The sequence below is a fragment of the Wenyingzhuangia heitensis genome (assembly GCF_011762155.1).
Taxonomy (GTDB): Bacteria; Bacteroidota; Bacteroidia; order Flavobacteriales; family Flavobacteriaceae; genus Wenyingzhuangia; species Wenyingzhuangia heitensis.
Genome location: NZ_JAASQL010000004.1, coordinates 228,574 through 252,629, shown reverse-complemented (window position 1 = coordinate 252,629; position 24,056 = coordinate 228,574). Strand labels below are relative to the sequence as shown.

Sequence of the window (24,056 nt, the reverse complement as noted above, 5' to 3'; positions counted from 1 at the left end):
ACGTTACTTATTCCCTTTTTACCAAATCTTTTTTTAACTTTTTTTAAAGTATTTCTTGAAAAATACTTAAACTATTTAAAACAAGGACGTTGTAACAATAATCACACTGAGTAATAGTTAATTGTTTTACTTTTAATTCACCTAAACTGAATTTTATTAAGCTCTAATGGACTCTTTATGTTATTATAAAGTTGTTTTAAACTTAATAGAAAGGATAAGAAAGATACAAATACTATATAGTTTAACAAAATAATAGTACAAATAATACATTGTAGACATATATATATAGTAGTATAGCTCCCTATAAAAACATTTCTATATCTGGTCGTTATGAATTCTATATCAATTAAAGCTAAAAACTTTCCTGAAAATTTTAAATGGGGAGTTACAATTTCTGCTTACCAGAACGAAGGTAAATGGAATACCTATGGCAAAGGTCCTTCTATATGGGATACGTTTACGAATGATATTCCTTTTAAAAATGGAAACGGAAATGTGGCAACTAATTTTTATCATCATTATAAAGAAGATATTCAGAGAGCTAAAGACTTAAATTTAGGTGTATTTAGATTTTCAATATCATGGCCAAGAATCTTTCCTAAAGGAATTGGTCACATCAATCCAAAGGGAGTACAATTTTATCATGAAGTAATAAATACCTGTATTGAGTTAGACATAGAACCATGGGTTACTTTATATCATTGGGACTTGCCACAGGTTTTAGAAAATGAAGGAGGATGGACAAATCGAAACATATTAGATTGGTTTAGTGAATATGCTGAGTTTTGTTCTAAAGAATATGGTAACAAAGTAAAAAAGTGGGTGGTTTTAAATGAACCGATGAGTTTTATAGGCCTTGGCTATTTTATGGGAATGCATGCTCCCGGTAAAAAGGGTATTCTTAGTTTTTTACCTGCAGCTCATCACACAACATTGTGTCAAGCTATTGGTGGTAGAATTATAAAAAAAAATGTTACAGATGCTTATATAGGTACAACTTTTTCTTGTTCGGTTGTAAAACCTGTTAACAGACTGGTAAAACATAAAAAAGCAGCACAAAGAATAGATGCTTTGTTGAATCGTTTTTTTATAGAACCTGCTTTAGGTTTAGGCTACCCTACTGATGTTATTCCTGGTTTGATACAGATTGAAAAATATTTTAAAGAAGGTGACAAAGAGTTAATGCAATTTGATTTTGATTTTATTGGTGTACAGTATTATTTTAAAATTGTAGCCAAACATAGTTTACTTCCTCCTCTTTTATTTGCTACTGAAATTCCGGCTGTAAAAAGAAACGTAAAAGTTAACAATATGGGGATGGAAATTTATCCTAAAGGTTTGTTAAAAATGTTAGAAAAATTTAGCGCTTATGAAAACGTTAAAGATATTTACATTACAGAATCTGGTGTTTGCTTTGATGACACTCTTAAAGATGAAAAAGTAAAAGACAAAAACCGTATTAAATACTTTAAAAAAACATTTTATTACACTTTAAAGGCTATTGAAAATAACATAAAGGTAAAAGGTTATTTTGCTTGGACTTTAGTTGATAATTTTGAATGGGCAGAAGGTATTAGTGCTCGCTTTGGATTGTATTATACCGATTTTGTTACTCAAAAAAGATATATTAAAAAATCGGGGATTTGGTTGCAAAAATTTTTAGGTAAGAAAAACTAACACTTACATATATATTTATTAAAAACATAACAACATCAAAACTTGTTATAAATAAAAATTTGAAACTCTTATTAACTATAAGAAAGAGATCCGTTTATTTAATTCCAAATATCATTAGACTCGGTTAAAATAATAGGTGAGTTATCTGTTACAAGAATTGTATGTTCATGTTGTGTAACGTAGCCTCCTTTGTTACCTACCAATGTCCAACCATCATTTAATTCAAGAGCAATGGTTGAATTTGTAGCTATAAATGTTTCTATAGCTACCGTTGTATTTTTCTTAAATCTTTCGTGATTGCTTTTTACTCTATAATTTAATATGTTATCAGGTTCTTCGTGAAGACTTTTACCAACACCGTGCCCCGCTAAATTTTTAATGACTTTAAAACCTGATTTTTTTGCTTCGGATTCTATGATGTGTCCAATTTCAGATATCTTAACCCCTCCTTTGATATTATGAATCGCTTTTTTTAGAATTTCTTTGGAAGCATTTACTAGAGGTTGATGATTGTAGATGTCTTTTCCAAGTACAAAAGAGCAACCATTGTCTGACCAAAAACCATTAAGTTCTGCAGAAACATCAATATTTATTAAATCTCCTTCTTGTAGTATTTTTCTGTTAGATGGAATTCCATGAGCTACTTCTTCGTTAACACTAATACAAGTGTAACCTGGAAAATTATACGTTTCATAAGGAGCTGATTTAGCACCATAATTTTTTAAAATTTTCGCTCCAAAATCGTCTAATTCTTTTGTTGACATTCCAACTTTAGCATGATCTATCATTAGTTTTAGCGTAGTTCCTACAGCTTCACTAATTTTTTTCATTCCTACTAATTCAGATTCTTTTGTTATTGACATTATTTATTTGTTTAGCAACTATAACAAATTTTGTTATGGTGCTTGTATGAGTTTGGTAAATATAGACAAATATTAGAAAAAGAACTAAAAACTGAATTAACTACGAGTGAATATAAAGTGTTGTTGTTACATACAAGATTATCGTAAGGAATATTAATTTAAACCAAAAGTTCTAAATCTCTAGTTACCTCTATTTCTAATTAAAAACTTAATCAATTTTTTGTTCTTGTTTTTGGTATAAACATTTATAATAGGCAACAGTACTACGGTTACATCTTGAATATTAGTAAAGTCTTTTTCGTTATAAATAAGGTAATTGGGTATTCCCGCTTTTATGATTTTAATTTTCACATCTGGAAATGTAACATCTTTACTCACTGTAATTTTTATGTCTGGGAATGTAATGTTGTTACCCGCTTTTATTTTAAAGTCGGGAAAATTTGATTTTGAAATTATAAAATCAGCTTCATTTTTATTTTTAGTAAAACCTATGGTAAAATCTTCAAAAGAAACATTGCTCCCCAATTTCAACTTTAAAGTCTGGAAATGAAATGTTGCTATCTATTTTTACCTTCAAATCCGGAAATGACACATCTTCTTCAATTTTAAATGATATCTGTCCATATATGCTTTTTGTAAGTAATAAAGCAAAAAGAATTAATACGTGTTTTTTCATTTAAATGTGTTGATAGTGTTTATTAAACTTAATGGATATTATTGAATATGTTTTATAAAGCATCTAAAAAATTAATTATAATCAAGTATTATTTTATGATTTTTTATCATGACTACCTATCTAATACACTTTTTATAACCTCTCTTTATGTTCGTTTCTTAATCTAGTAATACTTGCGTTTAACTCAAAACCTAGTAATAAGATTACGGCATTTAACCAAATAAATAACATTAACACTAATAAAGTCCCAATAGAACCATATAGCTCGTTATATTTAGAAAATTTTACTACATAAATTCCGAAACCGTAAAAAGTTAATAAGGACAAAATAGTTGTTAAAACGGAACCTGCAGAAAAGAATTTGGTTTGTTTTCCTTCGGAAGTTCCAAAATAATACAACATAGAAACAGTACAGAAAATTAAAAAGGTAAATAGTAAATATCGTAAACTACTTAACCATACTAATTCTTGAGAAAGCCAACCTTTTGCCGTTAAAAAATCCAATCCAAATTCAAAAAAAATGGTAGCTGCTACGGTTAGTATCAGCATAAAAGACATGGTTAAGGATGTTCCTAATGAAATTAAATATTGTCCTACAACATTTCTTATTTTTTGAACATGTACAGAATATTCAAACGCAGCAAATACAGCGTTTACTCCATTGGTCATTAAAAAAATAGAAACTAAAAAACCAAAAGAAAGCAATCCTCCATATTTGTTATTTGCAATATCCGACAATACAGAGTCTACAGCATTAAACGTTTCGGGAGGTAATAGTTCCGATATCAATAGCATAAAATTTTCCTGAAACCCCTCTATAGGAATGTACGGAATTAAGGTTAACATAAACAGCATAAACGGAAACAATGCCATAAAGAAACTATAAGAAATCCCTCCTGCTCTAGACGTTAATGCTCCTTTTAAAATACCGATGAAATACATTTCTAGAAGATCGTATAAACTCATTCCCTCTAAACCAGGAACGGGTATTTTTTTACCTGTTCTAACAAACCAGTTTACCACAGGAACCTCTTTTAACTCTTCTTCTACCGAGTCTTTTTTAGGTATGTTTTTCGTTTTTTTTATTTTTAACTTCATCAAAACTTAATCAACAGCTTTTAAACTTAAATCTAAATTGTAAACAGAGTGTGTTAACGCTCCAGACGAAATATATTGCACTCCACACTCAGCATATTTTCTAAGTGTTTCTTCGTTAATTCCTCCAGAAGATTCTGTACCCGCTTTATTACCTATTAAAGCTACGGCTTTTTTTGTATCTGCGTAATTAAAGTTGTCTATTAAAATTCTATAAATTCCATCAAACTGAATAATTTCTTCTATTTCTTGTAAGTCGCGAGCTTCAACAATAATTTTTAATTCTTTATTGTTTGCCTTTAAATACTCTTTTGTTTGTTTAATAGCTTGTGAAACTCCTCCTGCAAAATCTATATGATTGTCTTTTAACATAATCATATCATACAAAGCAAATCTATGATTTTCTCCTCCACCAATAGTAACTGCCCATTTTTCTATGGCTCTAATTCCTGGTGTAGTTTTTCTAGTATCTAAAATTTTGGTTCCGGTACCTTCTAATAAATTTACATAAAATGCCGTTTTGGTTGCAATAGCACTCATACGCTGCATGGCATTTAACACCAATCTTTCTGCTTTTAAAATAGACAAAGAACTACCGGTTACATATAATACAATATCTCCGTGTTTTACTTTTTCACCATCTTTTATTAAAACCTCTATTTGTAAGTTAGGATCTACATAAGCAAAAACTTTTAATGCAAAATCTACACCTGCAATTATACCTTCATCTTTTACTAATAACTTGGCTTTTCCTTGAGCCGAATCAGGAATACAAGCCAAAGAAGAATGATCTCCATCTCCTACATCTTCTCTAATTGCATTGGCAATAATTAAATCAATTTCTTTTTTAAATTGTTCTTGACTTATCATCTATTTAAATTTTAAAGCAAAGATAAGGTTCTAAGCTTAAAATAAAACTTGATTTTACGGTAAATAAAATCTTAAAAATGCTAAAAAGCAGTTTTGAACACAACATCTGTCAGCAAGAAAACAAAACAATACCTATAATTTTATATATAAAAAATTCAGCTCTATGACTACCGAAGAAATTGCCGACAGACTTGTTAGTTTGTGTAGAAGAGGTCAAAATGCATTAGCGCAAGTAGAACTGTATGATGATGCTATAGAAAGTATAGAAACACAAAGTACTAGATATAAAAAAACTAGAGGAATAAAAAAAGTACAACGTAAAACAGCTATGTTTTTTGAGATGGCACAAAAAATTCATCATTACACTATTTCTGATCCATTAGTAGTTGCTAATTATTTTTGTTTTAAAATGTCTATTGATGTGACTGTACGTGGTTTGGGCAGAGTCCAATTAGACGAGCTTTGTATCTACCACGTAAAAGATGATAAAATTATAAAAGAAGAATTTTATTACACACCTTCCCCCCTAGAAGAAACCTCCTAATCAATACTTCTTAGTACCTTTGTGTTTTATAGAAAATTTAACACATGAAAATTCGTCTTTTAGCAATTGGTAAAACAGATGATAAAAACTTGATTCAATTAATTGAGAATTATCAAAACAGACTAAAGCACTACATTAAGTTTGAGCTGGATATTATTCCCGACATTAAGAATGTAAAAAACCTATCTGAAAATCAACAAAAAGAAAAAGAAGGAGAATTGATTTTAAAAAGACTAAATCCTACCGATGAGCTTATTCTACTGGATGAAAAAGGAAAAGACTTTAGATCTGTAACTTTTGCTGATTATTTACAAAAGAAAATGAATGCAGGTATTAAAGAATTGGTTTTTGTAATTGGTGGTCCTTACGGTTTTTCTGAAACGGTTTACAAAACAGCCAAAGGAAAAATTTCTTTATCCAAAATGACTTTTTCTCATCAAATGATTCGTTTATTTATGGTAGAACAAATCTACAGAGGATTTACCATTCTTAAAAACGAACCTTATCATCACGAATAAACAGTCTATTATACTTAAAAAGTAAATTATGAAAATAGTTTTTGCTACCCACAACCCTAACAAACTAAAAGAAGTTGCTGCGTTATTACCTAATATTCAACTTTTATCTTTAACAGATATTGGCTGTACCGAAGATATTCCAGAAACGGCAGACACTCTAGAAGGAAATGCCATTATTAAAGCCAATTATGTAACCCAAAAATATGGTTATTCTTGCTTTGCCGATGATACCGGATTGCTAGTAACTGCTTTAAATGGTGCTCCTGGAGTTTATTCTGCAAGGTATGCAGATGAACATGGAAATGCTGAAAAAAACATGGATTTATTGTTAAAAAATCTTGCTGATAAAACTGACAGAACAGCTCATTTTAAAACCGTAATTTGTTTAAACATAAACCAACAGCAACATTTGTTTGATGGTATTTGTTACGGAGAAATGTTAGAACAAAAACAGGGATTGCAAGGTTTTGGATATGATCCTATTTTTAAACCTAAAGGATTTGATGTTTCTTTTGCTGAAATGAGTTTAGATACCAAAGGAAAAATTAGCCACAGAGGATTGGCAGTTCAAAAACTTATTGAATTTTTACAAAAAATATAGCGTGCATTCAATACAAAAAAAATACTATTCTTCTTTTATTGCTTTAACACTTTTGTTATTTGCACTTATTTTCATCAACATTAGCTCTGGTAGTTTAACTATTCCTTTTAAAGAAATTTGGAATGCTTTATTCTCTACCACTACTACAAATGAAAATTATCAATATATTATTACCAATTATAGACTTCCAAAAAGTTTTACCAGTATTTTAACAGGAATTGGTTTGGGAATTAGTGGTTTGTTAATGCAAACTTATTTTAGAAATCCGTTAGCAGGACCTTTTGTTTTAGGAATTAGCTCAGGTGCCAGCTTAGGAGTTGCTTTATTAATTATGGGCGGTAGTTTTTTAGGAATTCTTCCCTACATAAATGGCTTATCTATCCCTATAGCATCAAGCTTGGGTGCCTTTTTAGTTTTAAGTATTGTAATGATTACGGCCAGAAATATTAGAAACACCATGTCTATTTTAATTATAGGTTTAATGTTTGGTAGTTTTACATCAGCAATAATTAGTATTCTATCTTATTTTAGTTCCGCATCAGAATTACAACAATACATTTTTTGGAGCTTTGGTAGTTTAAGTAATTTACAATGGAACCAAATTTATTTACTAGGCTTTGTTATTACAATAAGCTGTATATCTTTATTTACCATTATAAAACCCTTAGATGCTTTACTGTTGGGAGAAAATTATGCTAAAAGTTTAGGGATCTCTTTAAAAAAAACACAAACCGTTGTTTTTATCATTACCAGTTTGTTAACAGGTAGTATTACTGCTTTTGTAGGACCTATTGCTTTTATAGGCTTGGCTATTCCACATATTACAAAGTTGGTGTTTAAAACCTCTAACCATAAAACGCTATTGCCTGCTGTCGCAATTATTGGTGCCATTGTTATGTTGGTTTGCGATACTTTATCTCACATATCTCTAGGAAACAAAAATTTACCTATCAACGCAATTACCTCTTTATTTGGTGCTCCTGTTGTTATTTGGTTGTTGGTTTCTAGATCTAAAAAAACAACGTAATGAGCAACACTGTTTTAAATTTAGAAAATATAGCTATAGGATATCAATCCTCTAAAAAGGAACATATTATTTGCAGAAACATTTACTTTAATCTTTATCAAGGAGAGCTAGTTTGTTTGTTGGGTAGAAATGGTTCTGGAAAATCTACATTGTTAAAAACAATCGCAAATATGCTTCCGACACTGCAAGGATCAATTACAATTAATCAAATTGATTATTCAAATCTTAGTGCTTTAGATTTTGCCAAAAACATATCTATTGTATTAACCGAAAGTTTGCCAGAAAACTCTTTAACCGTTTTTGAAACTATTGCTTTAGGAAGACAACCTTATACCAATTGGTTAGGAAAAATTACAGAAGAAGATGAACAAATAGTATTAAATGCTATGGAACTTACAGATACGGTAAGTTTAAAAAATAATTTTGTAAACCAGTTAAGCGATGGACAATTGCAACGTGTTATGATTGCAAGAGCTTTGGCACAAGACACTCCTATTATTTTGTTAGATGAACCAACATCTCACTTAGACATTCATCACAAAATAAATATTTTTAAAATTTTAAGAAAAATTAGCAAAGAAACTCAGAAAACTATTTTAATTTCTACACACGAAATTAATTTGGCTTTAAAAAATTCTGACAGATTGTTATTAATAGACAATCACACTTTTAGTATTGGCAATGTACAGGAGTCTAAAATACAAGATAAATTAACGTCTATATTTAATTCTGATGATATTAAATATGATGCAAAAAGTAATCAATTTATATTTTAAATTCAAAATCACATTCTTTACACTTTCTCATCGTTTTGTAATAAATGGGATAGATTAACAACAAGAATGATATTAAAATTGATATAATTCCCTTAGCACTTTTTGTTGATTTAAAATCTGAATATATTTTATCCGAATTACATTTTGGACAAATTAAAATTTCATCATTTTCATCTGTCACAGGGCTATCATATATTTCTTTAAGTATGGTCTGAGTTTTTTCATAATCACCCGACTCAATTTTTAATTTAATTCCGCCAAGGGTAATATTATAAAGGGGATTAATTGTAATCATGTTTTCATCTTGAATATAACTTCTAATATTTTCACTTTCAAGTCGTGATTTTAATATATGAGCTTCAAAATAATTTTCGAAGATTTTTACTGTAATTAATTTTATCTTTTTCGTCTTCTTATGCTTCTTCAATTTTTTTTTAATAAACATACTAAAAAAAATCCTTAAGATTTCTCTCAAGGACTTTTTTAACAACTATACTTCTACTTAAAATTAAGCAGCATTCTCTTTTTTAATTAAATTCAATGCAGAACCCTCATTATACCAAGCAATTTGACTTGTATTATAAGTATGATTCAATTTAATAATATCTTTAGAACCATCTTGGTGATTGATTTCTAAAGTTAATTGTTTATTGGGAGCAAACTCTGATAAATCAGAAAAAGTAAATGTATCATCTTCTAAAATTAAATCATAATCCGATTCGTTAGCAAACGTTAAGCCTAACATTCCTTGCTTTTTTAAATTTGTTTCGTGAATACGTGCAAAAGATTTTACAATTACCGCAGCAACCCCTAAATGGCGAGGTTCCATGGCTGCATGTTCTCTAGAAGAACCTTCTCCATAATTATGATCTCCAATTACAACAGAAGAAATTCCTTTAGCTTTGTAAGCTCTTGCGGTTGCAGGCACAGGTCCATATTCTCCCGTTAATTGATTTTTAACTGTATCTGTTTTTTGATTGAATGCATTTACCGCACCAATTAAACAGTTGTTAGAAATATTATCTAAATGCCCACGGAAACGCAACCAAGGTCCTGCCATAGAAATATGATCTGTAGTACATTTTCCAAATGCTTTGATTAAAAGTTTTGCCTCTTTTATATTTGAACCCAATGGCTTAAAAGGAGCTAATAACTGTAGCCTTTCCGATTCGGGAGACACAACAACATCAATACCAGATCCATCTTTTACAGGAGATTGATATCCTGCATCTTCTACAGCAAATCCTTTTGTTGGCAATTCATCTCCAGTTGGTTCGTCAAACATTACTTTTTTACCATTTTTATTGATTAAAGTATCCTTTGTAGGATCAAAATCCAAACGACCCGAAATAGCAATAGCTGCTACCAATTCTGGAGACGTTACAAATGCATGTGTATTTGGATTTCCATCTGCACGTTTTGCAAAATTTCTATTAAACGAGTGTACAATAGAGTTTTTAGGTGCATTTTTAGGGTCTGAATAACGAGCCCATTGACCAATACAAGGTCCACAAGCATTTGTAAATATAGTCGCTCCTAATTTTTCAAATTTACCTAACAATCCATCTCTTTCTGCTGTAAAACGCACTTGCTCAGATCCTGGATTGATTCCAAAATCTGCTTTTACTTCTATTCCTTTGTCCAAAGCTTGTTGTGCAATAGAAGCTGCTCTAGATAAATCTTCATAAGATGAATTGGTACAAGAACCAATCAATCCCCATTCTACATCTAGTGGCCATCCGTTAGCTTCTGCTTTTGCTTTTACATCAGCACCCGCTTCTGATGCTAAATCTGGAGAAAAAGGTCCATTAATATGAGGTTTTAATTCATCTAGGTTGATCTCAATTACTTGATCAAAATAGTCTTCAGGATTTGCGTATACCTCATCATCTCCTGTTAAATAAGAAGCTACTTTATTAGCTGCATCTGCAACATCGGCACGATCTGTAGCACGTAAATAACGATCCATAGAATCATCATACCCAAAAGTTGAAGTCGTTGCTCCAATTTCTGCTCCCATATTACAAATAGTTCCTTTTCCTGTTGCTGATAAATTTTTAGCTCCTTCTCCAAAATATTCTACAATAGCACCTGTACCTCCTTTTACGGTTAAAATACCTGCTACTTTTAAAATTATATCTTTTGAAGCTGTCCATCCAGATAATTTACCTGTTAATTTTACTCCAATTAACTTAGGAAATTTTAATTCCCATGCCATTCCTGCCATTACATCTACAGCATCGGCACCACCAACTCCTATTGCCACCATTCCTAACCCACCAGCATTTACGGTGTGAGAATCGGTACCAATCATCATTCCACCTGGAAACGCATAATTTTCTAATACTACTTGGTGAATAATACCTGCTCCTGGTTTCCAGAATCCGATACCATATTTATTAGATACAGAAGATAAAAAATCGAATACCTCTGCACTGGTTTTGTTTGCGAACTGCAAATCTTTAGCCGCTCCTTCTTTTGCTTGGATTAAGTGATCACAATGCACCGTTGTTGGAACAGCTACTTTGTTTTTTCCTGCTTGCATAAACTGCAACAATGCCATTTGTGCAGTTGCATCTTGGCAGGCAATTCTATCGGGTGCAAAATCTACATAATCTACACCTCTTTTAAAGGCTGTTGTTGCGTGTCCATCCCATAGATGGTTGTACAAGATTTTCTCTGATAATGTTAACGGTTTCCCTACTACTTTTCTTGCGGTATCTACTCGTTCGGTCATACGAGCATAAACCTCTTTAATCATTTCTATATCAAATGCCATAAGATTTTATTGTTTTGTTGTTCTATCTGAAATAAATATACAAAATATACACTGCTTATAAAAAATGATTTTCTGCTGTTAGATTGTTTAATATCAATAAAAAAGAAAAAATTATTAAGTAAAGAGAATTGAAAAAAATCAATAAAAAAAGTCCGAGTTTTAACTCGGACTTTAGAATTATAATAAACTTAACTTGTAATTATTTTACTAACAATTTACTTGATGGTTTAAATTTGGTTAAGTTAATTCCTTCTACTGCTGCTTGATATTCAGCTAAGTTAGGTGTTCTACCTAAAACTGTAGATAACACTACTACTGGAGTAGATGATAATAAAGACTCTCCTTTTTTCTCGCCAGAATCTTTTACAACTCTACCTTGGAATAAACGTGTAGAAGTAGCCATTACAGTATCTCCTGGTTCTGCTTTTTCTTGGTTACCCATACATAAATTACATCCTGGACGTTCTAAATACAACATGTTTTCGTATTTAGTACGAGCAGCTGCTTTAGGATCATTATCATCAAACTCAAAACCTGAGTATTTTTGTAATACTTCCCAATCTCCTTCAGCTTTTAACTCATCTACAATGTTGTAAGTAGGAGGTGCAACTACTAAAGGAGCTTTAAACTCTACTTTACCTTGTTGTGCCTCAATGTTTTTTAACATTTGAGCTAAAATTTTCATATCTCCTTTATGAACCATACAAGATCCAACAAATCCTAAATCTACAGTTTTTGTTCCTCCGTAGTAAGAAAGTGGTCTAATAATATCGTGAGTATAACGCTTAGAAACATCTGCATTGTTTACATCTGGATCTGCAATCATTGGTTCTACAATCTGATCTAAATCAATTTCAACCTCAGCAAAATACTTTGCGTTAGCATCTGGAGTTAATGCTGGTTTTTCACCAGATTTAATTTCAGAAATTCTCTTATCTGCAATGGCAATTAATCCTTTAAGAACTTCCAACTTGTTGTCCATTCCTTTATCAATCATGATTTGGATTCTAGACTTTGCAATTTCTAAAGATTCAATTAAAGTTGCATCTTCCGAAATACAGATAGAAGCTTTTGCTTTCATCTCTGCTGTCCAATCCGTAAATGTAAATGCTTGATCGGCAGTTAATGTTCCAATATGAACTTCAATAATTCTACCTTGGAATACGTTATCTCCACCAAACTGAGCTAACATTTGTTGTTGTGTTGCATGTACTACATCACGGAAGTCCATGTATCCTTTCATATCACCTTTAAAGGTAACTTTTACTGATTCTGGAATTGGCATAGAAGCTTCTCCTGTAGCCAATGCTAAAGCAACGGTTCCTGAATCTGCACCAAAAGCAACACCTTTAGACATTCTTGTATGAGAATCTCCTCCAATAATAATTGCCCAATCATCAACGGTAAGGTCATTTAATACTTTGTGAATTACATCGGTCATTGCAAAATATTCCCCTTTAGGGTCACGTGCAGTAATCAAACCAAAGTCGTTCATAAACTTCATCAATCTTGGAATATTAGCCTTAGACTTGTTATCCCATACAGAAGCGGTATGACATCCTGATTGGTAAGCACCATCAACAATAGGAGAAATAATAGTGGCAGCCATCATTTCTAATTCCTGAGAAGTCATTAAACCTGTAGTATCTTGAGACCCTACAATGTTTACTTCTACACGAACATCAGAACCTGTATGTAATATTTTTCCTGGAGTAGTACCAACAGCATTTTTATTGAATATTTTTTCTACAGCAGTTAACCCTTGTCCTTCAATAGAAATTTCTTTTGATGGAGCAAATACAGGTACAATGTCTATTCCTAATACTTTAGAAGCAAATGTTTGTAATTTTTTACCAAATACAACTGCATATGATCCACCTGCTTTGATAAACTCAGCCTTTTGTGGCGTTAATGATGCAGAAATATCCATTACTTCCTGACCATCTTTGTATAATTTTTTCTCTTTTGTATTTACAGTCAACACTGTTCCTGTAACTACAGAGTATGCTTCTTCTAAAACAGGATCTCCGTTTTCATCACGAATTACGTTTCCTTCAGCATCTGTCGTTTTTACCCAGTTTTTAAGGTCAATTCCTATACCTCCTGTTACCCCCACAGTAGTTAAGAAAATTGGAGAAATTCCGTTTGTTCCTGCAATAATTGGAGCAATGTTTATAAACGGAACATATGGGCTTGCTTTTTTACCAGTCCATAATGCTACGTTGTTTACACCAGACATTCTAGATGATCCAACTCCCATAGTACCTTTCTCTGCAATTAACATCACTCTTTTATCAGGGTGTTGTGCTTGCAAAGCTTTTAACTCTTCTTGTTGTGCTTTGTTGTGTTCAAAAATACACTGACCGTGTAATTCTCTATCTGAACGAGAGTGTGCATCACCACCTGGAGACAATAAATCTGTAGAAATATCTCCTACACCAGCAATAAAAGTAACGATTTCAATTTCTTCATCAATTTCTGGAAGCTTTGTAAAAAACTCAGCTTTTGCGTAGCTTTCAATAATATCTTTAGCTATTTCGCTTCCGTTACTATATGCTTCTTCTAAACGAGCAGTATCTGCTTCATATAAAAAAACTTGTGTTTTTAATACTTCAGCAGCTTCTTTTGCTATTACAGCATCAGCACCTAAAGCTAAATCTAACAACACTTCTACAGAAGGTCCCCCTTTCATGTGAGATAATTGTTCTAAAGCAGAAGCTGGTGTAATTTCTTTTACCAATTCTTCTCCTAAGATAATTTCTTTTAAAAACTTAGCTTTTACACCCGCAGCACTTGTAGTTCCTGGTAAAACATTATAGATGAAAAAGTTAAGAGAATCTTCTCTATACTCGTTCTCTAAATCTTTAATTTGCTCAATGATTTCGCTTAGTAATTCAGCACCATCAATTGGCTTCGGATGAAGTCCTTGATCTTTTCGTTCTTCGATCTCCTGGATGTAATTTTTATAAGTACTCATAGAAGTAATTTAATTGTTCGTTTTTGGAGGGGCAATATACAAAATATCGATACCATTATAAAAGCCCTAAATAGACTGTTTTAAGCAAAAAAGATATTTTTAACAAATTCACAAATTTTCAATTATTTTACTACATTTTTCTACGTACAAATACGTAAAAAAAGAGTTTTAAATACTTTATGTAATCTGATTGTACATAAGTTTAAGAACTAAACTTACTTAATTGTGTTAAAAATCATTAAAAAGGCAGGTTTATAAGCCGAGTTCTGTACCTTAAAACAAGTTTAAGGTTCTTATCATTTATCTAGTATTGCTGTTACCAACAATCTCAATCTGTCTACCCCTTGGAATTGAGCGAACGACTCTTACCTAATTAAAAGGACTCCAATATACATGACATTGCACCGCATAGAGTTTACCTGGTTTCACTACAGCCTAACTGTACTTGCTTTCTGTTGCACTTGTCCTCCCCAGAAAGTTATTCTGAGTGACGGATGTTATCCGCTATACTGTCCTATGGTGCTCGGACTTTCCTCTTAGGTTCTGAAACAAGTTCAGCACTAAAGCGATAAGACCACCTACTTTTTTAATGAGCTTTTAATCTTTGCCATAAAAAAACCCACCTAGTAAACCAGGTGGGAAAAATTGCTATGAAAAAGAAAAAGTGTGTTATAAATAACACAACGGTTCAAAGATATAAAGTTTGTTTGTTGTTACAAAGAAAAAAATGTTTTTTTTACAACTTCTTAACATTTGTATCTTTAAGAGAACATATCCTTAACTTTTTCAAAAAATGATTTATCTGATTTTGTTGGGTTTGGCTTAAAGTTATCCTCTTCTAAGTTAGATTCAAAAAACTTTACTTGTTCTTTATTTAACTCTTGTGGAGTCCATATATTTATGTGTACCATTAAATCTCCAGAACCATATCTTTCTAGGCTTGGTAAACCTTTTCCTTTTAGTCTTAAAATTTTACCAGATTGAGTTCCTGCTTCTATCTTAATTTTAACTTTTCCGGATACAGTTTCTATTTCTTTACTTACTCCTAATACGGCTTCTGGGAAACTTACATATAAATCGTAATGTAAATTTACTCCTTCTCTTTTTAAAGTCTCGTGAGGGACTTCTTCTACCAATACTAATAAATCTCCTGCTATAGAATTGTTACCTGGAGCTTCGTTTCCTTTTCCAGATACTTTTAACTGTACACCATCTGTAACTCCTGCAGGAATATTAATGGTTACCGTTTCTTCTTCTACAATCAGTCCTTGAGCATCTGCTCCTGATGGTTTGTTCTTTATTGTTTCTCCTGCTCCACCACACGCATTACATGTAGCAGCTGTTTGCATTCTACCTAATATTGTATTGGTCACTTGCATTACTTGCCCTGCTCCATTACAAGTGGTACAAGTAGAGTAAGTAACTCCTTTGGCTTGTTTTTTTCTACGGACTTTGATTTTTTTATCTACTCCGTTGGCAATTTCTTCTAAAGTAAGTTTTACACGAATACGCATATTGGTACCTTTTACCATACCTCTACGTCCGCCTCCACGTTGACCTCCTCCAAAGCCACCGCCAAAGCCACCACCACCAAAAATGTCTCCAAATTGGCTAAAGATGTCATCCATGTCCATACCTCCAAAACCACCTCTACCGCCACCTCCTTGGCCTCCTTCAAAGGCTTGATGTCCGTATTGATCGTATCTTGCTTTTTTGTTCTCATCACTAAGAACTTCATATGCTTCTGCAGCTTGCTTAAATTTTTCTTCTGCTTCTGTATCTCCCGGATTTTTATCTGGGTGATATTTTACTGCCATTTTACGATATCCTTTCTTAATCTCTGCAGCAGATGCTCCTTTAGATATTCCTAATACCTCGTAAAAATCTTGTTTTGCCATATCTTTGTTCAATTAGCAATTAACAAGTAACAATTGGCATTGGCTCAATTAGTACTTGTTAATTGTATATTGTTAATTGTATATTTTTATGATTGTCCTATTACTACTTTGGGGAAACGAATAATAGTATCTCCTAATTTGTATCCTTTTTCAATCACGTCAATTACTTTTCCTTTTAAGTCTTCAGTTGGAGCAGGTATTTGTGTAATTGCTTCTTGAGTATCTGCATCAAAAACATCTCCTTGATTTACTTCTACCAATGTCAATCCTTTTTGTTCTAAAGTTTTAACTAACTTATCTTGAATTAAAGAAATTCCTTTGATCAACTCTTCGTTTTCACTTTTAGAAATTTCAACCATTCCTCTGTCAAAATCATCTACAACAGGTAATAAGGAAACAATGATATCTTTTCCTGCAGTTTTAAACAACTCTATACGTTCTTTAGAGGTTCTTTTTTTATAGTTTTCAAACTCAGCAAACAAACGTAAGTATTTATCTTTTTCTGCCTGAATTAATACATCTGCAGAAGGTTCTTCTTTTACCTCTTGCGCATCGTTTTCAGCTGTTTCAACAGTTTCTTCTACCTGTTCTGCAGTTACTTGTTCTTCTACTGCTTTTTCTTCTTGTTGAATATCTTCTTTCTTACTCATGGTAACTAATTATCAATAATGTTTGTTGTTCCTATGGCAAAAGATTTGCCAATTGTAGTAAAATGTCAAATTGACATCTTTTTTAAAACGTTGCAAAAGTACAACTTTATTTAGATATTAAAACTTGTCGTTGTTAAGGTTACAAATTGATGTTTAGTGTAATATTTTAAACAACAATTCTTTTAACAAATCACTGTCGGATGTGTTTGCTGCTCCTACTCCTTTGCTTTTTACATCGGCTTCTCTTAATAGCGCTATAACTTGAGAAACTTTTCGCATTGGATAATGTTTGGCTGCCACCACATAATCATCAACAAAATAAGGATTGACACGTAAGGCCTTGGCTACATTTCCTTTTGATTTATCTTTTAAACCATGATACATTAATAATTGGGTAAAATAACTATTAATTAAAGAAATTGTCATAACCAAAGGGTTGCTCTTTGGGTTTTCAGAAAAATAAGTAATGATTTGATTGCACTTAAGAATTTCTTTTTTTCCTATTGCTTTTCGCAATTCAAAAATATTGTAATCTTTACTAATACCAATATTCTCTTCTATATGTTTGGGAGTAATGCTTGTTTGTTGTGGTAAAATTAGCATTAGCTTATCTAGTTCGTTGCTAATTTTACTCAAATTGGTTCCTAAAAACTCTACCAACATTTGAGTTGCTTTGGGTTCTATTTGGTATTTTTTTCCTTTTAAGACTCCCGAAATCCAATCTCCTACTTGATTTTCGTATAATTTTTTAGATTCAAAAACAACTCCTGATTTGTTTATTGTTTTTATTAATTTTTTACGTTTATCTAAGGTTTTGTATTTGTAACAAATTACCAATACAGTACTTTCTAAAGGTTTTTCTGCGTAGGTTGCCAAGTTTTCTATGGTGCGAGACAAGTCTTGGGCTTCTTTTACAATTACCACTGTTTTTTCAGACATCATAGGATATTGTTTAGCCTGCCCCACAATATCATCAATACTTACATCTCTACCATAAACAATGGTTTGATTAAATCCTTTTTCGTCTTCTGTTAGAATTGTATCCTCTATAAAATCAGCTATTTTATCAATATAATATGGCTCCTCACCCATTAAAAAATAAATAGGTTTTATATTTCCATTTTTTATATCGGTAACCAACTGTTTTACTTCTGCCATTTTTACTGTACTTGGATCTATATTGCTAAGAAAGATTGCTTATTTTTGAGCATGCAAAAATTAAATCTTCCAGATGTTGAATTAAAAATCAAAAGTAAAGAAAATAAGCTGTTTATTTTTGACCCTTTTAGAAAAAAAGACATTCTGCTAACTCCCGAAGAATGGGTGAGACAACACTTTGCTAACTATTTAATTTGTTATAAAAATTACCCAGCATCGTTAACTGTTTTAGAAAAAGAATTAATTTTAAACAATACTAAAAAAAGAACAGATATTTTAATATACAATACATTAGGAACTCCTGAAATTATTGTAGAATGTAAGGCTATGGATGTTAAAATTACACAAAACACCTTTGACCAAATTGCCAGGTATAATTTAAAATTAAATGCCAACTATTTAATTGTGACAAACGGATTAGAGCATTACTTTTGCCAAATGGATTTTAAGAATCAACAATATGTTTTTTTAAAAGACATTCCTAATTACAACCCATAATGAATATTGCGCTTGTTATTTTAAATTGGAACGGAAAAGCTCTTTTAGAACAATTTTTACCCATTTTGGTAAAACATAGTTTCGAAGCAGAAATTTATGTTGCAGACAACGCATCTAGCGATACTTCTGTGGCATATATCAAGGAACATTTTCCAGAAATTACAGTTCTTAAAAACCTTAAAAATGAAGGTTTTGCCAAAGGATATAATTTAGCTTTGCAACAAGTTGATGAAGATATTATAGGTTTGTTAAATTCTGATATTGAAGTTACCGAAAATTGGCTAAGTCCTATTATTGCTCATTACAAAACAAATAAAAACGCAGGTATTGTTCAGCCTAAAATTTTAGATATTAAAAACAAAAACAAATTTGAGTATGCAGGAGCTGCTGGAGGATTTATAGACAAATACGGATATGCTTATTGTAGAGGAAGAATTTTTGATAGTATTGAAGAAGATAAAAATCAATACAAATCTTCTTCTATATTTTGGGCTTCAGGTGCTTGTTTATTTATTAAAAACAACGATTTTAAACTGTTAAACGGTTTTGATGAAGACTTTTTTGCACATTACGAAGAAATAGATTTGTGTTGGAGAGCACAAAACAAAGGCATACCAGTTGATTGTATTTCAGAAAGTACTGTATATCATGTAGGAGGTGCTACTTTAAAAAACACCAACCCTTTTAAAACATATTTAAATTTTAGAAATTCTTTGTTTACTTTGGTTAAAAACCTTCCCGCTAACAAACTTTTTCCGATTATTTTTACTAGAATGGTTTTAGATGGTGTTGCTGGTGTTCGATTTTTATTTTTAGGACAACCTTTGCATTTTTGGAGCGTATTAAAAGCACATGGATCTTTTTATACTAATTTCCACAAAATGTATCGTAAAAGAGATACACATCAACAAAAAAATTATTTCTATTTTAAAAGCATTGTTTGGGATTATTTTGTAAAGAATAAACAAACTTTTAAGTAAAAAAACTTATGTATAAATACTATTTTATTATTGTAATTAGCTTAAGTGTTTTTTATTATTCATTTCAAATGACCACACCTCCTAACGGTAGACATGTATCTGGAATGACTGATTATTATGCTGTTTCTTTAAACTTTATTAGAAATGATTTTTCTAATTTCTTTACGCCAGAAACTTATTGTTTGAATCCTCAATTTGGACCTAAAAAAAACACATCTCTTAGTTATTGGAGTTATACGGATCATAAGTTAATAGGAATTACAGCATTAGATTTTCCTATAAACGAATTTAATGTTGCAATACTAATGAAGGTGTTCAATACCTATTCGCCTTTTATTTATAGGTTCTACACGTTACTTATTAGCCTTATAGGTCTCTTTTTTTTATTTAAAACAGCACTCAAGTTAACACAATCTATTTTAATTGCAAGTGCTACTATTTTATTTTGTTTTACAGTACCGTCCTACGCTTTTTATGCCAATAGTTTTTTAGCATCGCCAGTAGCTCTTTCTCTTTTTTTTATTAGTAATTACTATTTATCTCTTTATTACAACACTAAAAATATTCAATCCTTTTTTCTTTCAATCCTTTTTTTAACACTTAGTTCTTTAATGAGATTTACTTTTTTAATCTTTTTAATTTCTTACACTTCTACTACTATTATTTATGCTATTTATACCCGTAAGGTCTATTTAAAAGAATTGGTTATTGTCTTTTTAGCCATATTAATAGTACTATGTTACTTTACGTACAACAAATATTTAGGTTATAATTATGGTTCTATATTTTTAAGTTCCCCTAATTACCCTAAAAACTTCACACAACTAAAAACAATATTCTTAAGAATTATTACTCACAAAAGTTGGTACTACGGTACGCTTATTCATTTTGTCATTTTTGTCAAAGCACTCCTTTTTATTATAAAACACAAAAAAGGACTATTTATAAAAATCAAAAACAATTATTTACTAACACATATTGTTATTTCATTACTGGGCTGTTCTTTATTTTTTATTATTGGAATGACACAGTTTGCGTATCATGATTATTACATCTTAGATACTTTTTTCCCTGTTATTTTATATTTTTTATTAATTCTTGCTTCTAAAAATAAATCTATTTTAGAACCCCTAATAAAAAAGAAGATTATTTCTTATGGTTTTGCAGCTGTTGTGTTATGCTTTGCCATAAATTATGCAGACACATCTCTAAGAAAAAACAAAACATATACCATTAACCAACAAATATTTTATAATAGTTATTTAACATTAGATAGTTTACATATTTCTAAAAATGCTAAAATTTTAATGTTAGGCAGTTCTGGTTCTAACCTTCCTCTTGCATTTACTCACAGAAAAGGATATTCCATTCTTAAAGATAAATACATCAATATCAAACCTAATGTTTACAAAAACTGGGAGTATGATTATATTATTACTAAAAATACTGATACATTGCCAAACCTGTTCATCAACAAAAACAAATTAATATACAGTAATAAAAATTACTCTATATACAAGTAGACATATGAAAAGAATAAATAAATATTTAAGCGAAATTGGTTATTGCTCCCGTAGAGGTGCAGACAAATTAATTGACGAAGGTAGAGTTACTATTAACGGAAAAGTACCAGAAATGGGGACTAAAATATCGGACAGTGATGAAGTTTGTGTAGATGGAAAAATGGTTTCTACACCTACCGAAGCACATACTTATATTGCTTTTAACAAACCTGTGGGAATTGTTTGTACTACAGACCAAGAAAGAGAAAAAAATAACATTATTGACTATATAAATCACCCAAAAAGAATTTTTCCTATTGGACGTTTAGACAAACCTAGTGAAGGATTGATTTTTTTAACAAGTGATGGAGATATTGTAAACAAAATATTAAGAGCTAGCAATAATCACCAAAAAGAATATTTGGTAAGAGTACGCAAACCTATTACTCAGGAATTTTTAACTAAAATGGGAAATGGAGTTCCTATTTTAGGTACCGTTACCAAAAAATGTAAGCTAGAACAAGTAAACACTTTTGAATTTAAAATAACGTTAACACAAGGTTTAAACAGACAAATTAGACGTATGTGTGAATATCTTGATTATGATGTTACCTATCTAAAGCGTATTAGAATTATGAATATATTTTTAGACATGCCAGTAGGACAATGGAGAGATTTAACTAAAGTAGAGCTTGAAGAACTAAACAGATTGACCTCTGATTCTAAAAAACATTTTGAGTAATATTACTCTTTTATATGCTGTCCATTGTATATTTTACTTTGTCTTACCAAAAACTCTATCAACTCTAATTTATTACCCTCAAAATACATAGAAGCAATATCTTTTTTTGTTTTACAATAAAGCAAAAATTGATCTATAATACTCTCGGGGATTTTTAAACTCTCTGTAAAAAAAGTAATTCCAAACTCTTTTACAAAAGCAGGTTTAAAACTTAACCACCTTTGGTATTTCTGCGACATTGTTAAAGGAATTTCTTTGTCTTTATTTTTTCCTTTTAACAATTTAGCGATTGCAGAAATACCTCCTATAATATTTACTCCTTGAAAATTTCTTGTAGGATCTGTGTTTGACAAATGCCTTAGTTCATCTTTCCGCATTCTAAAAAGATCAGGGTTTGTAGTAGGACCTACATTAAAACTTGTTGCAGATTTTGATAAAATATTATTAAGTACCACTGCATCCATATTATTTACTTCACTTATTACTGCTATTTCAATTCCTCTTTTATCTAAAATTTCTTGATTGATTAATAAAGAAAAGTCTTTAAGATGAATTGCCGAAATTAAGATAGAATCTTTCAACCTAACAGGAATTTCAAATACACCCAGTTCATTACTTGTAGTACTTACCTTTAAGTTTTTATTGGTAATGGTAACATTTCCAACATCAATGGTATCATTCACAACAAGACCTTTTAAAAAAGTTATGTCTTTTTGGGAGAAACTATTTGTAGTATATAAAACCACAAAAATTAATAATAGTACGTTTTTCAAAAGTTTTTTTTAATCTAATAGCAAAAACAAAACCAAACTATTTCATTTTTTTAAAACCTCATCACTACCCTTCTCTAAAACTTTATTCAAACCAGTTTATAATATTACTAAAAAACTAATTCACTAACCATACTTACGGTTAAATCTGTAGAATTTTCTAAAGTATATTGATAAACTCCATTGTTCCCAATAGCAAACAAATGATTTTCTCTAATAATTAAATCATTTACATTTCTATCTATTTTATGAACAAAAGAAACGTTACCATTTTCTACATCCGAAACGTCAAAAATTCTAATAGCCGTATCAGCTACAAAAAGATAATCACCATACAAAGCCATTCCTTTAGGCTCAACCAATGTTTTATCTAACAACAATACTGGATTTTCCACATCAGTAATATTATATACTTTTAATTGATTGCTATCTCCTCCACATCTAGAACCACCATGTATGGTTACAAATGCATTTTGCTCATTAGCTATTACAGGATCACACGCTCTAAAATGATTTGAAATTGATTTAAAATTTGGAACTGCAGGATTTTGTAATCCATAAATATACATGGCACTTGTACTACCTATAAATAAATTATCGCCAAAACTAGATAAAGTTTCTATTCCAAAACCCACATTTATTGCTCCCACAAAAGCTGGATTTTTTTGATTGGCTCCTTCTATTAAAAAAGAGTTTAATTTGTTATAATCTACCGTATATAAATAATCTCCTTTTAATGTAAATGTAGATAATGAACCTCCTTGCCCATCAAATTTATTTCCTCCATCAGAAACTACAGAGTATTCATAACAATCAGAATACATAAAGGTTGGAAAATCTGGTCTTTCAAAATTTTCCTTTTTGATAAAACCTGTAATTACTTTCCCTTCAGATGACGTAAAATAATATCCATCTGGAGAAATTTTATAGTACGCATAGTAATTGGTCAACACCTCTTTTTCTCTTCCTGTTTCTGTAAATGTAAAGTCTATTAAATTTATGTTTAACGTAACCAAATCATTATAGTGACTTATGTAAAAAGAATTGTCTCTTATTGCTATATCAGTCGTGTTTTCTATTCTTAAAAATTTTGTCTGAATAGGATTTTCTGGATTTGAATTGTCATAAAAATGATATCCTTTTTCCTGTTCTTGTACGATTAACAAATTGTCCTTTATATAAATTTTTCCCGATTTTTCAACTTCAAATGGCTCTTCAAAAGTGATTAAATCTCCCATATTGTCTACCGATATTTCTATAGGAGTATATTCTGAGTAAATAGATGGATCTAAATAATAACTTGATGATGAGTAATTGTACTCAGGACAATTGTTCTCCTCTTCTTTAACACACCCTATAAAAACAAATAGTAATAAAAACGGTAATATTTTTTTCATAACTTAACTTTTTAGTTCTATTACATAGAGTCTATTATATACAATTGGTTGCGTTATT

Annotated in this window: 22 protein-coding genes and 1 other RNA gene; 10 read left to right on the top strand and 13 right to left on the bottom strand. The window is 30.8% G+C overall.

Going from position 1 to position 24,056, the window contains the following annotated elements:
* Nucleotides 1-330: 330 nt before the first annotated feature.
* Nucleotides 331-1,677, top strand: coding sequence for a glycoside hydrolase family 1 protein (locus tag FHR24_RS13295; protein WP_167189764.1), 1,347 nt, complete (start codon nt 331-333; stop codon nt 1,675-1,677).
* 98 nt (nt 1,678-1,775) lie between these two features.
* Here the strand turns inward: FHR24_RS13295 and map are convergent, their stop codons facing one another.
* From map to nadC, 4 genes are all read right to left on the bottom strand, one after another.
* Nucleotides 1,776-2,540, bottom strand: a complete 765-nt coding sequence (map, locus tag FHR24_RS13290) for a type I methionyl aminopeptidase (RefSeq protein ID WP_167189761.1) — start codon at nt 2,538-2,540, stop codon at nt 1,776-1,778.
* Nucleotides 2,541-2,720: 180 nt separating this feature from the next.
* Nucleotides 2,721-3,071: a hypothetical protein gene (locus tag FHR24_RS13285; protein WP_167189758.1), complete on the bottom strand. Its 351-nt coding sequence runs from the start codon at nt 3,069-3,071 to the stop codon at nt 2,721-2,723.
* A 277-nt stretch (nt 3,072-3,348) separates the two neighbouring features.
* The gene (locus FHR24_RS13280) at nt 3,349-4,314 is read right to left on the bottom strand and encodes a YihY/virulence factor BrkB family protein (protein WP_167189755.1); all 966 of its coding nucleotides are present in this window, start codon (nt 4,312-4,314) and stop codon (nt 3,349-3,351) included.
* Nucleotides 4,315-4,320: 6 nt separating this feature from the next.
* Nucleotides 4,321-5,181, bottom strand: coding sequence for a carboxylating nicotinate-nucleotide diphosphorylase (gene nadC / locus FHR24_RS13275; protein ID WP_167189751.1), 861 nt, complete (start codon nt 5,179-5,181; stop codon nt 4,321-4,323).
* Between the two features lie 163 nt (nt 5,182-5,344).
* Here nadC and FHR24_RS13270 point away from each other — a divergent pair, with 163 nt between their 5' ends.
* From FHR24_RS13270 to FHR24_RS13250, 5 genes are read left to right on the top strand one after another with little or no spacing between them, the layout of a single operon-like run.
* Complete coding sequence (locus tag FHR24_RS13270; RefSeq protein WP_167189748.1) at nt 5,345-5,725, top strand: SnoaL-like domain-containing protein; 381 nt, start codon at nt 5,345-5,347, stop codon at nt 5,723-5,725.
* A gap of 44 nt (nt 5,726-5,769) precedes the next feature.
* Nucleotides 5,770-6,243 carry a 23S rRNA (pseudouridine(1915)-N(3))-methyltransferase RlmH gene (rlmH, locus tag FHR24_RS13265; protein ID WP_167189745.1) on the top strand — a complete coding sequence of 158 codons (474 nt, stop codon included), beginning with the start codon at nt 5,770-5,772 and terminating at the stop codon, nt 6,241-6,243.
* A 28-nt stretch (nt 6,244-6,271) separates the two neighbouring features.
* On the top strand, nt 6,272-6,844 hold the full coding sequence (locus tag FHR24_RS13260) for a non-canonical purine NTP diphosphatase (RefSeq protein WP_167189742.1): 573 nt from the start codon (nt 6,272-6,274) through the stop codon (nt 6,842-6,844).
* A gap of 10 nt (nt 6,845-6,854) precedes the next feature.
* The gene (locus FHR24_RS13255; RefSeq protein WP_167189804.1) at nt 6,855-7,871 is read left to right on the top strand and encodes a FecCD family ABC transporter permease; all 1,017 of its coding nucleotides are present in this window, start codon (nt 6,855-6,857) and stop codon (nt 7,869-7,871) included.
* Nucleotides 7,871-8,647, top strand: coding sequence for an ABC transporter ATP-binding protein (locus FHR24_RS13250; protein WP_167189739.1), 777 nt, complete (start codon nt 7,871-7,873; stop codon nt 8,645-8,647). Before FHR24_RS13255 ends, FHR24_RS13250 begins: the two co-directional genes overlap by 1 nt.
* Here FHR24_RS13250 and FHR24_RS13245 read toward each other — a convergent pair.
* The 7 genes from FHR24_RS13245 to holA form a co-directional block, all read right to left on the bottom strand.
* Nucleotides 8,637-9,074, bottom strand: coding sequence for a putative signal transducing protein (locus tag FHR24_RS13245; protein WP_243846554.1), 438 nt, complete (start codon nt 9,072-9,074; stop codon nt 8,637-8,639). The genes FHR24_RS13250 and FHR24_RS13245 overlap by 11 nt on opposite strands.
* Before the next feature lie 81 nt (nt 9,075-9,155).
* Nucleotides 9,156-11,426: an aconitate hydratase gene (locus FHR24_RS13240; RefSeq protein ID WP_167189736.1), complete on the bottom strand. Its 2,271-nt coding sequence runs from the start codon at nt 11,424-11,426 to the stop codon at nt 9,156-9,158.
* Nucleotides 11,427-11,625: 199 nt separating this feature from the next.
* Nucleotides 11,626-14,403 carry a bifunctional aconitate hydratase 2/2-methylisocitrate dehydratase gene (locus FHR24_RS13235; protein WP_167189733.1) on the bottom strand — a complete coding sequence of 926 codons (2,778 nt, stop codon included), beginning with the start codon at nt 14,401-14,403 and terminating at the stop codon, nt 11,626-11,628.
* Nucleotides 14,404-14,642: 239 nt separating this feature from the next.
* An RNA gene (gene rnpB, locus FHR24_RS13230) (RNase P RNA component class A) lies at nt 14,643-14,988 on the bottom strand.
* A 176-nt stretch (nt 14,989-15,164) separates the two neighbouring features.
* Entirely contained in the window at nt 15,165-16,301 is a 1,137-nt protein-coding gene (gene dnaJ / locus FHR24_RS13225) for a molecular chaperone DnaJ (protein WP_167189730.1), read from the bottom strand.
* Between the two features lie 86 nt (nt 16,302-16,387).
* On the bottom strand, nt 16,388-16,951 hold the full coding sequence (locus tag FHR24_RS13220) for a nucleotide exchange factor GrpE (protein WP_167189727.1): 564 nt from the start codon (nt 16,949-16,951) through the stop codon (nt 16,388-16,390).
* Nucleotides 16,952-17,104: 153 nt separating this feature from the next.
* Nucleotides 17,105-18,109, bottom strand: coding sequence for a DNA polymerase III subunit delta (holA, locus tag FHR24_RS13215; protein ID WP_167189724.1), 1,005 nt, complete (start codon nt 18,107-18,109; stop codon nt 17,105-17,107).
* A gap of 51 nt (nt 18,110-18,160) precedes the next feature.
* Here holA and FHR24_RS13210 point away from each other — a divergent pair, with 51 nt between their 5' ends.
* Genes FHR24_RS13210 through rluF form a run of 4 tightly spaced genes read left to right on the top strand, consistent with a single transcriptional unit; the run spans nt 18,161 to nt 21,831 of the window.
* On the top strand, nt 18,161-18,607 hold the full coding sequence (locus FHR24_RS13210) for a type I restriction enzyme HsdR N-terminal domain-containing protein (protein ID WP_208412358.1): 447 nt from the start codon (nt 18,161-18,163) through the stop codon (nt 18,605-18,607).
* On the top strand, nt 18,607-19,587 hold the full coding sequence (locus tag FHR24_RS13205) for a glycosyltransferase family 2 protein (RefSeq protein ID WP_167189718.1): 981 nt from the start codon (nt 18,607-18,609) through the stop codon (nt 19,585-19,587). Before FHR24_RS13210 ends, FHR24_RS13205 begins: the two co-directional genes overlap by 1 nt.
* Before the next feature lie 8 nt (nt 19,588-19,595).
* Nucleotides 19,596-21,110 carry a hypothetical protein gene (locus FHR24_RS13200; protein ID WP_167189715.1) on the top strand — a complete coding sequence of 505 codons (1,515 nt, stop codon included), beginning with the start codon at nt 19,596-19,598 and terminating at the stop codon, nt 21,108-21,110.
* Nucleotides 21,111-21,114: 4 nt separating this feature from the next.
* Nucleotides 21,115-21,831: a 23S rRNA pseudouridine(2604) synthase RluF gene (gene rluF, locus FHR24_RS13195; RefSeq protein ID WP_167189712.1), complete on the top strand. Its 717-nt coding sequence runs from the start codon at nt 21,115-21,117 to the stop codon at nt 21,829-21,831.
* Between the two features lie 2 nt (nt 21,832-21,833).
* On the opposite strand, the gene FHR24_RS13190 is transcribed toward rluF, so the two are convergent.
* Nucleotides 21,834-22,604, bottom strand: a complete 771-nt coding sequence (locus FHR24_RS13190; RefSeq protein ID WP_167189708.1) for a hypothetical protein — start codon at nt 22,602-22,604, stop codon at nt 21,834-21,836.
* A gap of 107 nt (nt 22,605-22,711) precedes the next feature.
* The gene (locus tag FHR24_RS13185; protein ID WP_167189705.1) at nt 22,712-23,998 is read right to left on the bottom strand and encodes an LVIVD repeat-containing protein; all 1,287 of its coding nucleotides are present in this window, start codon (nt 23,996-23,998) and stop codon (nt 22,712-22,714) included.
* Between the last annotated feature and the right edge of the window lie 58 nt (nt 23,999-24,056).

What these genes read in the sequence shown, in the direction of transcription:
- rluF (WP_167189712.1), top strand. Translation starts at nt 21,115, where the DNA reads ATGAAAAGAATAAATAAATATTTAAGCGAAATTGGTTATTGCTCCCGT.
- map (WP_167189761.1), bottom strand. Translation starts at nt 2,540, where the DNA reads ATGTCAATAACAAAAGAATCTGAATTAGTAGGAATGAAAAAAATTAGT.
- FHR24_RS13240 (WP_167189736.1), bottom strand. Translation starts at nt 11,426, where the DNA reads ATGGCATTTGATATAGAAATGATTAAAGAGGTTTATGCTCGTATGACC.
- FHR24_RS13205 (WP_167189718.1), top strand. Translation starts at nt 18,607, where the DNA reads ATGAATATTGCGCTTGTTATTTTAAATTGGAACGGAAAAGCTCTTTTA.
- FHR24_RS13200 (WP_167189715.1), top strand. Translation starts at nt 19,596, where the DNA reads ATGTATAAATACTATTTTATTATTGTAATTAGCTTAAGTGTTTTTTAT.
- FHR24_RS13270 (WP_167189748.1), top strand. Translation starts at nt 5,345, where the DNA reads ATGACTACCGAAGAAATTGCCGACAGACTTGTTAGTTTGTGTAGAAGA.
- FHR24_RS13210 (WP_208412358.1), top strand. Translation starts at nt 18,161, where the DNA reads ATGCAAAAATTAAATCTTCCAGATGTTGAATTAAAAATCAAAAGTAAA.
- FHR24_RS13295 (WP_167189764.1), top strand. Translation starts at nt 331, where the DNA reads ATGAATTCTATATCAATTAAAGCTAAAAACTTTCCTGAAAATTTTAAA.
- holA (WP_167189724.1), bottom strand. Translation starts at nt 18,109, where the DNA reads ATGGCAGAAGTAAAACAGTTGGTTACCGATATAAAAAATGGAAATATA.
- FHR24_RS13185 (WP_167189705.1), bottom strand. Translation starts at nt 23,998, where the DNA reads ATGAAAAAAATATTACCGTTTTTATTACTATTTGTTTTTATAGGGTGT.
- FHR24_RS13260 (WP_167189742.1), top strand. Translation starts at nt 6,272, where the DNA reads ATGAAAATAGTTTTTGCTACCCACAACCCTAACAAACTAAAAGAAGTT.
- FHR24_RS13220 (WP_167189727.1), bottom strand. Translation starts at nt 16,951, where the DNA reads ATGAGTAAGAAAGAAGATATTCAACAAGAAGAAAAAGCAGTAGAAGAA.
- FHR24_RS13250 (WP_167189739.1), top strand. Translation starts at nt 7,871, where the DNA reads ATGAGCAACACTGTTTTAAATTTAGAAAATATAGCTATAGGATATCAA.
- FHR24_RS13280 (WP_167189755.1), bottom strand. Translation starts at nt 4,314, where the DNA reads ATGAAGTTAAAAATAAAAAAAACGAAAAACATACCTAAAAAAGACTCG.
- rlmH (WP_167189745.1), top strand. Translation starts at nt 5,770, where the DNA reads ATGAAAATTCGTCTTTTAGCAATTGGTAAAACAGATGATAAAAACTTG.
- dnaJ (WP_167189730.1), bottom strand. Translation starts at nt 16,301, where the DNA reads ATGGCAAAACAAGATTTTTACGAGGTATTAGGAATATCTAAAGGAGCA.
- nadC (WP_167189751.1), bottom strand. Translation starts at nt 5,181, where the DNA reads ATGATAAGTCAAGAACAATTTAAAAAAGAAATTGATTTAATTATTGCC.
- FHR24_RS13235 (WP_167189733.1), bottom strand. Translation starts at nt 14,403, where the DNA reads ATGAGTACTTATAAAAATTACATCCAGGAGATCGAAGAACGAAAAGAT.